Raw genomic sequence first — 14,246 nt, 5'->3', positions numbered from 1 at the left:
AATTAATTATCATAATGAGTTCTAAAAATTTTCATTTTTGTGTTTTAATAAAATCAGTCATTGTCCCTACTTATTGTGTGTTTTCTTCTTACTTTAATTCTCATCATGGAGAATAACTTTTTTATCTATATTTATCTGTTATCTTTTATGTTAATTTGTTTTATTCAATAAACTAAATTTTACTTTATCCATTCTGTGCCAAAAATAAAAATCCTCTCCGGCAAAGTTTATTGTAATGCCAGAGAGGATTTTACCTTAGAGCTTTTTTTAGTAGCTTTATTTTTCATCGCTCAATCAAATCTAACAAATCACAAACCTTTCTGACCTGTCCTCCATTTAGATTAATCTTATACTCTTTTTCAGGTTTTGCAAAGATGAAGTTGTCTTCTACATCTCTATCAGCTTCAATTATAAGGCAAATCGCAGGAGTTTTTGGTTTTATTATAATATAGTCATCTTTTATCTCGTACTCAAACTGGCAGGGTTTTAGCTCAAGGTTTATTGGCTTTTCAAATACAAAGTAGTTTTCGTACTCTACTTCATCAACAAAAAGGCTCACAAAAACTATGCTTTCCAAAAGTCCTCTGTCTATCTTATCCCCAATTACAGCCGTTTCAACATGTTTGGGTATATATAACCACTCACCCTTTAAAATATTCAAGTTTTCTACTTTCTCGGAAAATACTTCTATTACACTATTTTTAGGAATTTCCACTGCAAGATCTTTCTCATAAAGTTTCTGACCATCAAAGTTCCAGATTGTAATACTTAGCTTACCTTGTTTTGTCTTCAAATCATCGCTTACAACATAAACTTTAAGCTTTCCATCCTCATACTCAACAACTGGCAAAAACTTTGCAAATAATCTTTTTGACTCATAGTAAAGCGCCTTTCTTCTTTTCAAATAATCAATTGATGACCATGATATAACAGGCCAGCAATCGTTTAGCTGCCAGTAAAGAGCACCGGCAGTTCTAAACTTATTTTTACGATAATGTTCAACAGCGGTTTTAATAGCCTCTTTTTGAACAAACTGTGAAAGGTAAACAAAAGAATCAAAATCTTTTGGAAGACCAATTGAGCCTGCCATATACCTTATAAGCCTTTCCAAACCTTCTTCCTGCTTTTCGTGCATTCTCAAAGTTTTTGAGAAGATTGTCTGGTCTTTAAGAGGAATGTACTTTTTCATTGTATCAAGGTGTGCTGCTGCCTGAAAACCAAACTCGCTCACAAACCTTGCATTGTCATTCTTGTAGTAAATATAGTCTTTCCAGCCAGCCCAGATATCCCATGTGTGCTTGTCACCAGCAGTGCTGCTGTTTGGGTGCTCCCCACCATACGGGCTTGAGATGTGGTACGGTCTTGTTGGGTCAAGCTCTGATAGAATCTGTGGCAAAACCTTTTTGTATATCCTATTTCCCAAAAATTCTGGGTCGCCGAGGTGCCACCAGTCAACAAAGCCCCAGTTGTTTTCGTTATTCCCACACCAAAGCACTATACATGGGTGGTTCCTCAGGCGTTTTATCTGATATTCTGCCTCTTTTTTGAAATTCTCAACGAAAAAGTCAAACTCATCGGGATAAATTGCGCATGCAAACATAAAGTCCTGCCATACCATTATACCATTTTTGTCACACTCTCTATAGAACCAGTCATACTCATAAATCCCGCCGCCCCAGACTCTGAGCATGTTCATATTGCTATCTTTTGCCATCCTGATGAGCTGTTTGTAGTCATCTTCTGTGAGTCTTGGCAGGATTGAGTCTGCAGGTATCCAGTTTGCACCCTTTGCAAACACCTTAATACCGTTTATTTCAAATATAAAGCTCTCTCCATGCTCATCTTTTTCTTTTATAATCCTAACAGTCCTCAAACCCGTTGTTACTATTTTTGTTGCCTCTTCATTTGATGTTTTTGCCAAAATCTTGAATGTATATAAATTTGGCTCACCATAGCCGTTGGGGAACCACAGCTTCGGATTTTCTATTTCAATCCTCTCTTCAATAAAATACCCTTCTTTTGACTTGTAGACTTCTGGTATAACCTTTTTGGCATCTTTCCCATCAGAGATTTCTATTTCAACACTTCTTGGCTTTTCAAATGAATTTATCTTTGCGAACACTTTGACTACTGCCAAATCTTCTGATAAGTGTTCTGTTTTGACAAACTCATCTGTTATCTCAAGACCATTGTTGAGCTCTAAATACACACTCTTCCAGATTCCTATCTGGAGAATTCGTGGTCCCCAGTCCCATCCATATGAATATTGAGACTTTCTTATCCAGCTTCTTTGCGGATACTCATATTTTGATTGGTAAATTTTCTTTAACCTTTCTGCCTCTTTGATTGGAGAGTAAAGAATAACTTTTAAAGTGTTCTTTCCTTCTTGCAAAATGGTTGATACATCAAATTCATACCTCAAAAACATATTATCCGTTCTACCCAAGTAAAACTCGTTCAAATAGATATCAGAGACTGTGTCAATCCCTTCAAACACCAGCCTTTTGACCTGATAGTCAAGATTTTCAACATAAAATTCTTTTACATATTCAAAGTCTTTTTCTTCCAAAGAGTAGAACAAAACCTCATTTACTCCATAAAACGGGTCTGGAAGCTTGCCAAGGTTGATTAAATCAAGCTGAACACACCCTGGAACTGTGCCATCCAAGTATTCAAGGCTGCCCACTTCTCTAAATTTCCATTTTCCATCAAGGCTTATCTTCAATGTAAACTCCCCCTGTTTTTCCTTTTCAGCAACATGTTTTGTCTAAGATTATATTATAATACTTTACACATTTGCTTTATCTGCCTGTATTTTTACTCTTTATCTCATAATTTTAGAAAGTAAATAAGGGTGAAAGATTATCACCCTTTGACAGCACCAGCAACAAGCCCTTGTATAACCTTTTTGTTAAAGGCAAGATAGGTTATGATTACCGGCAGTATTGCAATTGTTATTGCTGCCATGAGTTGAGTGTATTTTACAGTATACTGAGATGAAAAGTTTGTAAGTCCCACAGGCAGCGTTTTTAGCGCATCGCTTTTTATCAAAACAAGAGCAAATGAAAACTCATTCCAAGTTGAAAGTGCGCTTAAAATTACAACTGTTGAGATTATAGGCTTGCAAATGGGAAGAATTATTCTAAACAAAGTCTGAGTCAAGGTCGCACCATCAATATAAGCTGCTTCTTCTATTTCATGCGGAATGTCTCTTATGAAGTTCTCCATCAAAAATATCGCCATTGGAAGACCCAAACCAACATAAGGAAAAATTAGCGTAATTCTTCTGTCCAAAAGCCCAAAGACTTTAAACTGGACAAACAATGGCACCAGAAGCGCATGAATAGGGATTAGCATCCCTGCCAAAAACATTGTATACAGGAGTGTTCTTCCTTTAAATTGATACCTTGCAAAAAAATACCCTACGATAAAACTAAATATTACAATCAGGATAACAGAGATAACTGTTGTAAATAAGCTGTTGAAAAAGTATATATGCATTTTTGCTGTCTTTATCGCATTTACATAATTTTCAAATGTAGGATGTACTGGCAGCGAAGCAATACTCAAAGCAAACTCTCTTTCAGTTTTAAGTGATGAGTAAATAAGCCACACAACTGGAAATATAGCTGAAAGAGAAAGTATCATAACTAATATGTTAAGAATTAGTGCCCCTATTTTGAAAGCAATCTTTTTTATACTCATTTTTCACTTCCTCCCATCAGTCTTCGCGAAAGTAGGATTATTGCAAGGCTTAGCACCAAAATCCCGACTGAGATTGTTGCACCATATCCAAGCTTGAACATTATAAATGAGTTGTTATATGCATACTGTGCCATAACCATCGAACTTTTGCCTGGTCCGCCACCTGTCATGACATATATATGGTCAAAAACTTTCATGTTACCTGCAATGCAAAGCATAATTGAAACCTTTAACGTATCTGACAGAAGTGGCAGTATAACATAGATGGTTCTTTTAAATCCATCTGCACCGTCAATTTCTGCAGCCTCAAATATCTCCTTAGGAATTGACTGAAGCGAGGCCATAAGTATAACAAGATAAAAACCTATATACTGCCAAATAAGTGGTACAGAAACAGAGTATATGACAAGCTTGGGATCATCAAGCCATGGTCTGACAAGCGAGCCCAAGCCAATTGCTCTCAAAACCCAATTTAATATGCCTATCTGCTGGTTGTACATAAGCATCCAAATAAAGCCTATTACAACAGGTGAGAGTACAACAGGCAAGAATATAACTGTTCTATGAAACTCTTTGAACTTCAAAACTCTTGTTGTCATCAACGCTGCTAAAATAAAGGCAATTCCAATCTGGCCTATTATACAAAGCAGGGTTATTATGAGATTGTTTTTAAAAGAAAACCAAAAGTCGTAGTCATGTATAAGCTGGATGTAATTGGAAAGTCCAACAAATCTCATCTTTGGCCCACCAGACCACTCGTAAAGGCTGTACCTTATCGCCAATACAAGTGGCACTACCACAACAAATAAATACCATAAAACAGGCAGTGAAAGATAGGCAATGAATACCCTCGAGCTTGGTTTGAATAGTTGTCTTTCCATGCTGAAGTCTCCCCTTTTTAAAATTCAAATTTATGTAAAAACTATATTGGTAGACAAAAGAGGGGGAGTTTAAAAAGGCTTTCCCCCTCTTTTTTCTTTTTCAAAATTCTAAAACTACTTCGCTTCTCTCTCATACTCCTGCTGAATCTTCTGAGCAAGCTTTTCGGGTGTAAGTGTGCCTATTATCATGTCTTGAAGACCGCTGTTCATAACCTCAATCACACCAGGCGATAGCTGAACATCATACACAGGCACATATTTTATATTCTTTGCAAGCTGCTGATATTTCTTTGCAAGAGTAGAAAGCTTACTTTCATCATAATTTGTAACTTTTGTTGCAGGGAAACCACCCTTTTCAAGCATAGGTCTTGAATACGCATCGCTTGAGAGCGCTTTTAAAAGTTCCAGAGCAGCATTTTTCTTGCTCCCATCAAGTTTTGCATTTATTTGAAACGCCCAGCCAGCACCGCCTGAAACTGTGTTTGGCAATCCTTTCCCACCTGGCACAGGCGGAATTATAGCAAGCTCTGTTGCATCCAAAACATCCTTTGGAGCCTCATTTGTCACAAGCGAAATTGCCCAGCCACCTTCAAAGAACATTGCAGCTTTTTTGTTGTAATAAAGAGTCCTCTGCTGGTTGTTGTCAAGAGAGTTGATATCGGTGTTAAACGCCTTCATTTTAACAAGCTCATCAATTGCCCTGAGCGCATTTACAAACTCTGGGTCAGTAAACTTTGCACCTTTTCTATCTCTTATAGAGACAAACCAGTCTGTTCCTGTGAACCTGTCACCAAGAGTGCTCAGAATACACGACTCAACAAGCCATTTTCCTTTGTTTCCTGCAGTGATTGGAATATACCCTTTTGCTCTGAGTTTTTTGACAGCATCTTTGAACTCATCCCAATTCTTTGGAAACTCATTTATACCTACTTCCTTAAAAATCTGCTTGTTATAGAAAATTAGGGAGGTTGGCTGAACCTGGATCGGTATTCCTAAGATTTTGTCACCTCTTTTGAAATCGTCAAACGCACCCTCAACAAAGCTATTTTTCCATGCCATGTCACTGTCAAGCGCATCATTTAAAGGCGCAATCTGACCGTTGTTGTAAAATGGGTCAACCATTGAACCTTTTATAACAAACACATCTGGAAGTTCTCCACCGGCAGCAAGTGTCTTTATCTTTGTCTCATACGTGTCATGCGACAAAGCTTCCTGTTTTATTGTTACGTTTGGATGTGTTTTTTTGTACTCATTTAGTGCATTGTAAAAACCAGTGCTTATTGCACTGCCATCGTTTGTAAACATGTGAGTAAACGTTAAAGTAATTTTTTCTTCAATGTTTTTGTTCTGGCTGCTCTGCTGTGGCTGCTGAGCTGTTTTTCTCTTGCAGGCAGCAAGAGAAAACACAAGCGCAAAAACTACCAAAATGGCTAAAACTCTTTTAATCAATCTTACTTTTTTCATATATTTTGCCTCCCTCTCATTTTTTTATTTCATTTCTACTGTCAATTATACAAATTTGATTATGCAATTTGTAGGTAATAATCTTATTAAAACTTCTATTATTTTAACACATTTGCTGTTTCATTATTCGTTTAAGATTTTCTCCAAACAAATATTCGAAGATTATAAATTTTTATCTTTTTGGAATCTTTCACCCTTGTTATTTAGGCTTTTTCTGTGTTATTTTAATCTTAAAGATTTTTATTTTAGAAAGGAATCGGTAAAGTGAAAAAGATATCAGGTAGTCTCCAGTTCAAAATTATGGTATGTGCAATTTTTCTGATCATTCTTTCAAGCTTCCCGATTGGAATAGCCTCATACATAAAATCTGTCAAAATAGTGGAAAGCAAATTTGCATTTTCGCATCTTCATACTGTAAAACAGATCGCAAGCTCTCTTGAGCTTATTACAAATGATATAAAAGAAGCTTCGCTTTACTTTATTCAGAGCGGTGATTTGAGACAGCTTTTGAAATCTGACTTTAAAACTGACCTGTATGAACTTGAAAAGGCAAGGGTACATGTAAACGACTTTTTAACATACCTTGTTGGTGAAAAACCATATATCCATTCCATCTACATAATGGGTAAAAATAATACTATATTTGACACATATGGAATCAAAGAGCAAACATTGAATCTTTCAAATATCAACGTCCAGAGCTACGAATGGTATCCCAATGTTATAACAAGCAGGGCAGGAATATTAACTTATGTAATTTCCCTTGTTCGCCCTATAAGAGATATTAACAACTTCAAAAACCTAATCGGATATTTAGAGATAAACATTGATGAAAAAAGCTTGTTTGAAGAGGTAATACACTTGAGTTCAAATTTTTCTGAAAACTTTGTTATCTGTAACCAGAATTATTTTATTCTCAGTTCAACAGACAAGACTTTAATCGGAAAGAACCTTGCCAAGATGATTTCTACAAAACCTATGGAAAATTTTGAGCAAGGCTTTTTTTACACAAAACTTTCCGGCAAGACATTCCTTGTTACATACTCTACCATAAAACCTCTTGGATGGAAGGTTGTGAGTTTTGTAGAAAAGGAAGGCCTTGTTGCTGAAAACAGAGCTATACAAAGTTATCTTTTTATTACTATCCTTCTCGCCCTTTTTGCTGCATCTATTTTTCTTGTTTTCTTCCAAAATCGTATTCTCTTTCCCCTCAAACAGCTGAGAATCCTTATTGATCACATTTCAAACCAGAACTTTGATATGTACATGCAGCCAAAAGGAAATGATGAGGTGTCAAAGCTAATTCAAGCATTCAATAGCATGTCTGCAAAACTCAATGAGCTTATGAACCAGGTTTACCTCGCAACAATAAAGCAAAAAGAGGCAGAATTAAAAGCGCTGCAAGAAAGAATCAATCCTCATTTTCTTTACAACACACTTGATACAATATACTGGACAGCTCGGCTTGAAGGTGCAAAAGAAGCATGTGTCCTTGTTGAGGCACTCTCAAAACTTTTCAGGTCCATATTAGCAAACAAAAGCAACATCATAACTGTAAAAGAAGAGATAGAACATCTTAGCAGTTACATCCTAATACAAAAGGTCAGGTATCAGGACTTGATAGAATTTTCGTTAAACGTTCAAAGTCAAGCTCTATGCTATAAAACAGTAAAGCTTGTTTTGCAGCCAATTGTAGAAAATGCAATTTATCATGGTATAGAAAAAAGCGGAAAGAAGGGAAAAATAAGTATTGAAGTGTTTACAAAAGATGAAAAGCTTTATTTTATCGTGTCCGACACAGGAGCTGGTGCTCCAAAAGAGGTATTTGAAAGTGCTCTGAAGAATGATACAAATGGCAAAATAGGACTTAAAAATGTCAATGACAGAATAAAACTTGCGTTTGGAAATGAATACGGTATAGAAATCGAAAGCACACCAGGGCTTGGAACAAAGGTGACTGTTGTACAACCAGCTTTAAAAGAAGGTGATTTGAAATGATTAAAATGATTGTTGCTGATGATGAAAGGGTAATCAGAAAAGGAATAATATCCTCAATTGACTGGACCTCTTATGGAATTGAAATAATAGGAGAAGCATCAAATGGCCATGAAGCAGCACAGCTTTGCTTTTCAAAACAGCCAGACATTGTTCTTTTGGACATTAGAATGCCCATTTTGGACGGACTTGAGGCTGCAAAGATCATAAAACAGAGTCTGCCGAATATAAAGATTGTGTTTCTTACTGGGTATGACGACGTGGAATACTTAAAGACAGCCCTAAAAGTTCGTGCATCTGATTATCTTCTTAAGCCTGTGAGCGCAGATGAGCTAATCAAGACAGTTGTTGGGTTAAAGGAATCTATAATTGAGGAGCAGAAAAAGTCTTTTGAGGCTATGCTTTATAAAAACATTGTGGAAGAGAACATTTATGTTTTAAGGTCTTCGTTTTTGAAAAGTCTGTTTGCAAATCCCGAAATAGTACTTGACCCTGTGAAAGAAAGGCTTTTGAAAATCTCATTAGAAGGTCCTTACTTTCAGGTGATTTTGGCTGTTGTTGAAGATATTTTTATGTTAATGGAATCTTCTGTGAACAAGAACAAAGAGTTTGTGCTAAATCTACTTGCAAACCTAATTGAAGAAGATATCTATGAAAAATATCGTGGATTTGTATTTTACGGTAGCTTTGGTGACAACACCTTGATTTTGATAGTAAACTTGAGTGAGCCAAAAGAAGTAGATGAAAAGCTTTTAAATCAAATAAAATCCAATGCAAAGAAGTATCTTAATGTTAAGATTTCATTTTCAAAAGGAATTGTTGTATCAAGCAAAAAACAGCTGCATTTATCTTTAAAAAGTGCAACTGATAGTAAGTTTTTGCCATCTCAGCTGACTGAAGACGAAGTCGAACTTTTAAATGCTTTTATGGCTCTTGATAAGGAAAAGACAGCTTTGCTGGTGAATAAGATTTTTGAAGAACTGGAAGAACAAGATGATAAAAATTCTATAGAAAACAGTTATAAGAAGCTTTCTGACCTTATTTTGACAAAGGCAAAAGAAATCTGCCCTGCTTTAAAAGATGAGTTTGTCAAAAGCGCAGCCTTTTTTCTTAATGTGCAAGAAAGTAAAAATATGAAAAAGAGTCTAACAGATTTTGTCCTCTTTTGCATTGATAAGATTCAGAATGTAAAAGAAAGCAGGCACAAAAAAATCATAAAAGATGCTATAACTTACATTGAAAAAAACTATGCAAACCAAATATTACTTTCTGATATTGCTGAGGTATGCGGAATTTCTCCAAACTATTTTTGTAAAATATTCAAAGAAGAAACTGGAAAAAGTTTTGTGGACTTTTTGAATGAACTCAGGATAAACAAAGCAAAAGAGCTTCTTCTTTCTACAAATCTAAAATCTTATGAGGTTGCCGAAAAGGTTGGATTTAGCGACTATAAATATTTTTCGATGATATTCAAAAAATACACAGGAACGTCTCCAAGGAAGTTCAAAGAGGAAAGACAAAAATAAAAGCGTTTTTTCCTTTTTTGTGATATAATTTTATGAAAGAGTTTGAAAAAAGCCTGTGTGGATGTGTTATGGTACAAGAAAGAGTTATAGACCTGGCAAGGGAGTTTGTTGAGAGGATAAGCAAAGAATGTCCAATAAAGTTTGCATATTTGTTCGGATCATTTGCAACAGGGACATTTAACAATATGAGCGATGTTGACATCGCAGTTATGTTTGAAGAAGATATTCCTGCGATTGACGAAGCAATCTTAAGAGGTCTTTTGATAGAAGAGGGAAAAGCTGTGTTTAAAAGAGATGTTGATATTGTCAATCTGAAAAATGCCAATATTTTTTTAAAGTACAGCATTATCAAGGATGGGATAATTCTAAAAGACCATGAAGAAAGAAGCTTATTCGAAGCAAGTGTGCTCAGAGAATACCTTGATTTTAGCTATTATTCTGAAATATACAATCAAAAGATTCTTGAAAGTATAAAAAATAGAGAATTTTTTAGAAGGTGATTTCTATGGTAAAGAGGGACGTGATTTTGTCTAAAATGTCACAGCTTAAAGAGTATATTGATTTTTTGAAAGAAATTAAAAATATACCAAAAGAAGAATACATTTCAAACAAATTTGTGTATGGTTCTGCTGAAAGATTTTTGCATCTTGCAATAGAAGCTATTTTTGACATTTGTAATCATATAATTTCCGATTTACGTCTGCGAAAGCCAGAAAACTACAAAGATATCTTTAAAGTACTTTTCGAAAACAATATTATTAACAAAACCCAGTTTGAAAAATTTTCTAAAATGGCTGGTTTTAGAAATATTCTTGTGCACGATTACGCAAAGATAAACAGAGAAATGGTTTACGAAATCATACTTAACAATTTGAATGATTTTGAAGACTTTATTGACACAATCTCAGAGTATATTTAGCACAAAGAAGGTGGAGAATGTGAAAGTTTTACTTTGCCAGATAAATCCCATTGTTGGGGATATTGAAGGCAATACAAAAAAGATAATAAGAATTATAAAATCGCACAGAGACGCAAAAATTCTTATATTTCCGGAACTTGCAATCTGCGGATATCCTCCAAAAGATCTCTTGTTTCAAAAAGACTTTATAGAGGCTGTTGATAAGGCAGTAGAAAAAATTGCAAAAGAAGTGGAAGACAGTTTTGTTGTTGTCGGTAGCCCAACAAAGAGTCATCATGTTTCGAAACTTTTCAATAGCGCTATTATCTTCCATCAAGGCAGGATTGAAAAGATTATACACAAAACTCTTTTGCCCTCTTATGATGTATTTGATGAAAACAGGTACTTTATCCCAAGCCCTGCAAGAGAGGTTGTGACTATTGAGGGGATAAACTTTGGCATAAGCATATGCGAGGATATCTGGAATATAAACAACGATGAAAATGCAATGTACGACATAAATGTGCTCGATGAGCTTTGTCAAAAGGGTGCAAAGGTTTTTATAAACCTTTCAGCATCACCATATCATTATACGAAACTTGAAAATCAGAGGCTAAAAGTTTTGAAAGAGGCTGCAACAAAGTATGGCATTCCTGTTATATATGTGAATCAGGTTGGTGGGAATGATGAGCTGATATTTGATGGAAACAGTGTAGTGGTCAGCTCAGACGGCAGGCTGGTAGCAAAAGCAAAAGAGTTTGAAGAGGACATTTTAGAAATTGATCTTGAAAATATTGATAAAATGCCTGAAATTGAAATACATGAAGACATCTCGTGGATTAAAAAAGCACTCGTGCTTGGAATAAGAGATTATTTTGAAAAGACAGGAATAACCAAAAAAGCAGTAGTAGGTCTTTCTGGAGGAATTGACTCGTCAGTTGTTTGCTGTTTAGCAGTTGAGGCACTAGGAAGAGAAAATGTCTTAGGTGTTTCTATGCCATCGCGATATTCTTCAGAGCACAGCTTAAAAGATGCAAGGAAGCTTGCAGAAAACCTTGGCATAGAATTTAGGGTTTATTCAATTGAAGAGCCGTTTAAAAGCTATCTTAAAATGTTCAATGGAAGCGAAGTTGCTCTGCAGGACTTAGCAGAAGAAAATATCCAAGCGCGAATTCGCGGAAATATCCTCATGTTTATATCAAACAGGGAAAACCGGCTTGTTTTAACAACAGGAAACAAGTCAGAGCTTGCAGTTGGATACTGCACGCTTTATGGTGATATGGCAGGCGGGCTTGCAGTTATATCAGATTTGCCAAAAATGCTTGTGTATGAGCTTGCAAGGTATATAAACAGGGAAAGAGAAATAATACCTCACAACGTTTTAGTAAAACCACCATCTGCAGAGCTCAGGCCCAACCAAAAAGATCAAGACAGTCTTCCACCGTATGAAATCTTAGACCCTATTTTGGTTGCATATATTGAGGAGTTAAAAAGTGTGGATGAAATAGTCCAGATGGGCTATCCTAAAGATCTTGTTTTAAAGATTATCAAAATGGTAGAAAGAGCAGAGTATAAGCGAAAACAGGCAGCACCAGGCTTGAAAGTGACATCAAAAGCATTTGGTTTTGGCAGGCGCATGCCAATTGTTCAAAGGTGGGTGTAAATAAAAGCCAAAGGGGCCTTCAATCTTCACCTTAAATTTTTAAAAAAAGTTTGGACGGCCCCTTGGATTTTTTATTCTCAATAGTTCTTTGCAATCTTAACCGTTCCATTAAGGTTGACAATCTCAATCAAATTTTTGCCAGAATCAAGGTCTATATAGTAATGCTTACCTGTTTTTATCATATTAAAATTGGATTGGACCTTACCATTTGCATTGACTTTAATGCGAGCTCTTATATTTTTACCAACAAGGAAGGTTACATTTCCCTCACCCAAGCTGACAAACGACGAAAGACCAAAGCCATCAAGCTCATCAATCTTGGCATTTATGTTTCCTTTTGTGCCTATCACCTTAAAAACGCCCGCCTTCTCAACCTTAAGATTTATATTCCCATTTCCGTTGTTTATTGAAAAATCACCATTTACATAGTCAAGTCTTATATTTCCTTCGCCGTTTTTTACTTCTATTGAGGCCTTTGCATCTGTAATTGTGATATTGCCTTTGCCGTTTACTATGTATATTGAACCATCTTGTATATCTGAGATGCTAACATTACCGTTGCTGTTTTGGACAAGCACCTTGCACTTTTCAGGAAGGAAAACCTCAAACTCAAACTCTTTCTTAGGATTTGAGAGTGTATTTGCTAAAATGGCTTCACCACTGTAAGCTCTTGCTTTTATATATAGTCTGTCAAGCGTATTCTCAATCTTTATTTCCATGTCATCAAAGGTCTTTTCAATTTCTGACTTTGTAAGCAATTTAGATGAAGAAGTTTTATCATCAACATTCCAAAATATCTTTTTGACATATCGAACTGTGGCGCTTTTTAACTCTTTTTTCCCTCTTATAATTACGTTTGAATTGTCACAGTCAAGAAAAAATGCCTTGCCTTTGAAATTGAAAATCTCCCACCTTCCTTCTTTTGAATACTCTTTGACATTAGGCTCAGAGCGTTTGCAGCCACTCAGAAGTGTCAAAATCAAGACAAATACCAGGAAAATCCTGAGTTTCATGCAAAAGTCCCCCTTGAGTTTGCGAAAAGAAACAAAGGTATAGACTTTATATAAAAATTGTATAACAAATAATATAAAATGTATACTGCCCCCCGTACAACTTTGTTAGATTTATCTAAGCTCTCAAGGGGTTTTGTTGTCAAATCTCAACAGTCCAAGCATACCTATCTTCCTGGATGAATATATAAAGTTTGCTATCACCTTTTTCAACAACCTTTTTTGTTATTTCACGATTACTACTGCTTAGCTGATCGAAATAGTTAAGTACAATATACTTTGCTATATTTGGATTTTGTGTAATTCTTTCAATTAAGCAGCTGATGTATATCTGGTCGTTCTTTGACAAAATCCTATCACTTAATTCTTTTATCTCTGAGATGTCCAGCACATCCTCTTTTTTGATCGATGACAAAATCAAAACCTCTGGTATTCTATACTCTCCAAACCTATACCTTTTAAAATTTACAATAGAGTTCACATACATCTTGTTAAGCTCCTCGTTTTTTGTAAGCTGGAATGCTGTCCAAAGGTCGTAATTTGCTATATATGAACTTTCTGTGTCTACTCTCACAGCAACAAAGTCTCCAAAAATTGGCTCAGGACTTAAAAACCCCGAAATACACTTTACATTAATTCCCCAAAGGCCAATCTTTTTATTGTAGTCATTTTCTATACTAAGTCCATTTTCAACTATCATCTTTTTCTTCCCTGGTTCTACCTGAACAAAGGCAATCATTTTTAAACCCCTCCACAATCTTTTGTACTTCATATGCCACCTCTTTTAGTTTAAATGGCTGTTTTTTTAGCTTCTCACAAAACCTTTCAAGCTGCAAAAGGCTACCAAACACAAGACAGTCAGAACTCTCAACCGAATGGTCAATACACCCCTTGTTTACAACAGCGTCCGAGCCAATGGAGAGCATTGTCTGCTTGATAATATTTGCCTGTGTTGGTGTGAGGTCTTCTATGTATATGTGAAGATATAGCATCTTTCTGAGAAGATATTCCTTTGCATACTTGTCTGGCCCTATCTTTTCTATATGTTCTTTTAACGTTTTGACATCATTTCCAATTAAATAACACCTCAATTTTTTCCCTGCT

General features: G+C 35.6%; 12 protein-coding genes. 5 read left to right on the top strand and 7 right to left on the bottom strand.

The features are described from left to right. Positions 1-283: 283 nt before the first annotated feature. The 4 genes from ELD05_RS00645 to ELD05_RS00630 form a co-directional block, all read right to left on the bottom strand. On the bottom strand, positions 284-2,725 hold the full coding sequence (locus ELD05_RS00645) for a beta-mannosidase (protein ID WP_127350934.1): 2,442 nt from the start codon (positions 2,723-2,725) through the stop codon (positions 284-286). Positions 2,726-2,865: 140 nt separating this feature from the next. Then, a complete protein-coding gene (locus ELD05_RS00640; RefSeq protein WP_127350932.1) occupies positions 2,866-3,705 on the bottom strand; it encodes a carbohydrate ABC transporter permease in 840 nt (279 codons plus the stop codon). After that, on the bottom strand, positions 3,702-4,586 hold the full coding sequence (locus ELD05_RS00635; RefSeq protein ID WP_127350931.1) for a carbohydrate ABC transporter permease: 885 nt from the start codon (positions 4,584-4,586) through the stop codon (positions 3,702-3,704). The genes ELD05_RS00640 and ELD05_RS00635 overlap by 4 nt, the downstream gene beginning before the upstream one ends. A gap of 114 nt (positions 4,587-4,700) precedes the next feature. Continuing rightward, positions 4,701-6,050 carry an extracellular solute-binding protein gene (locus tag ELD05_RS00630; RefSeq protein WP_127350930.1) on the bottom strand — a complete coding sequence of 450 codons (1,350 nt, stop codon included), beginning with the start codon at positions 6,048-6,050 and terminating at the stop codon, positions 4,701-4,703. A 264-nt stretch (positions 6,051-6,314) separates the two neighbouring features. Between ELD05_RS00630 and ELD05_RS00625 the strand changes: the two genes are divergently transcribed. The 5 genes from ELD05_RS00625 to ELD05_RS00605 all read left to right on the top strand — a co-directional run bounded on the left by ELD05_RS00625 (position 6,315) and on the right by ELD05_RS00605 (position 12,132). After that, complete coding sequence (locus ELD05_RS00625; RefSeq protein WP_127350929.1) at positions 6,315-8,048, top strand: sensor histidine kinase; 1,734 nt, start codon at positions 6,315-6,317, stop codon at positions 8,046-8,048. Continuing rightward, complete coding sequence (locus tag ELD05_RS00620) at positions 8,045-9,571, top strand: response regulator transcription factor (protein ID WP_127350927.1); 1,527 nt, start codon at positions 8,045-8,047, stop codon at positions 9,569-9,571. The genes ELD05_RS00625 and ELD05_RS00620 overlap by 4 nt, the downstream gene beginning before the upstream one ends. 68 nt (positions 9,572-9,639) lie before the next feature. Next, positions 9,640-10,071, top strand: a complete 432-nt coding sequence (gene mntA / locus ELD05_RS00615) for a type VII toxin-antitoxin system MntA family adenylyltransferase antitoxin (protein ID WP_127350925.1) — start codon at positions 9,640-9,642, stop codon at positions 10,069-10,071. 5 nt (positions 10,072-10,076) lie between these two features. Next, positions 10,077-10,490, top strand: a complete 414-nt coding sequence (gene hepT / locus ELD05_RS00610) for a type VII toxin-antitoxin system HepT family RNase toxin (protein ID WP_127350924.1) — start codon at positions 10,077-10,079, stop codon at positions 10,488-10,490. Positions 10,491-10,509: 19 nt separating this feature from the next. Further along, positions 10,510-12,132, top strand: coding sequence for an NAD+ synthase (locus tag ELD05_RS00605; protein ID WP_127350923.1), 1,623 nt, complete (start codon positions 10,510-10,512; stop codon positions 12,130-12,132). 77 nt (positions 12,133-12,209) lie between these two features. Here ELD05_RS00605 and ELD05_RS00600 read toward each other — a convergent pair whose 3' ends face one another. The 3 genes from ELD05_RS00600 to ELD05_RS00590 form a co-directional block, all read right to left on the bottom strand. Further along, the gene (locus tag ELD05_RS00600) at positions 12,210-13,145 is read right to left on the bottom strand and encodes a DUF4097 family beta strand repeat-containing protein (RefSeq protein ID WP_127350922.1); all 936 of its coding nucleotides are present in this window, start codon (positions 13,143-13,145) and stop codon (positions 12,210-12,212) included. Between the two features lie 139 nt (positions 13,146-13,284). Then, positions 13,285-13,881, bottom strand: coding sequence for a hypothetical protein (locus ELD05_RS00595; protein ID WP_039767020.1), 597 nt, complete (start codon positions 13,879-13,881; stop codon positions 13,285-13,287). Further along, on the bottom strand, positions 13,832-14,233 hold the full coding sequence (locus ELD05_RS00590) for a hypothetical protein (RefSeq protein ID WP_127350920.1): 402 nt from the start codon (positions 14,231-14,233) through the stop codon (positions 13,832-13,834). The genes ELD05_RS00595 and ELD05_RS00590 overlap by 50 nt, the downstream gene beginning before the upstream one ends. Positions 14,234-14,246: the final 13 nt, after the last annotated feature.

The sequence above is a fragment of the Caldicellulosiruptor changbaiensis genome (assembly GCF_003999255.1).
Taxonomy (GTDB): Bacteria; Bacillota; Thermoanaerobacteria; order Caldicellulosiruptorales; family Caldicellulosiruptoraceae; genus Caldicellulosiruptor; species Caldicellulosiruptor changbaiensis.
Note: the sequence above shows the minus strand (reverse complement) of the source record. Positions and strands in the feature narration are given on the sequence as shown.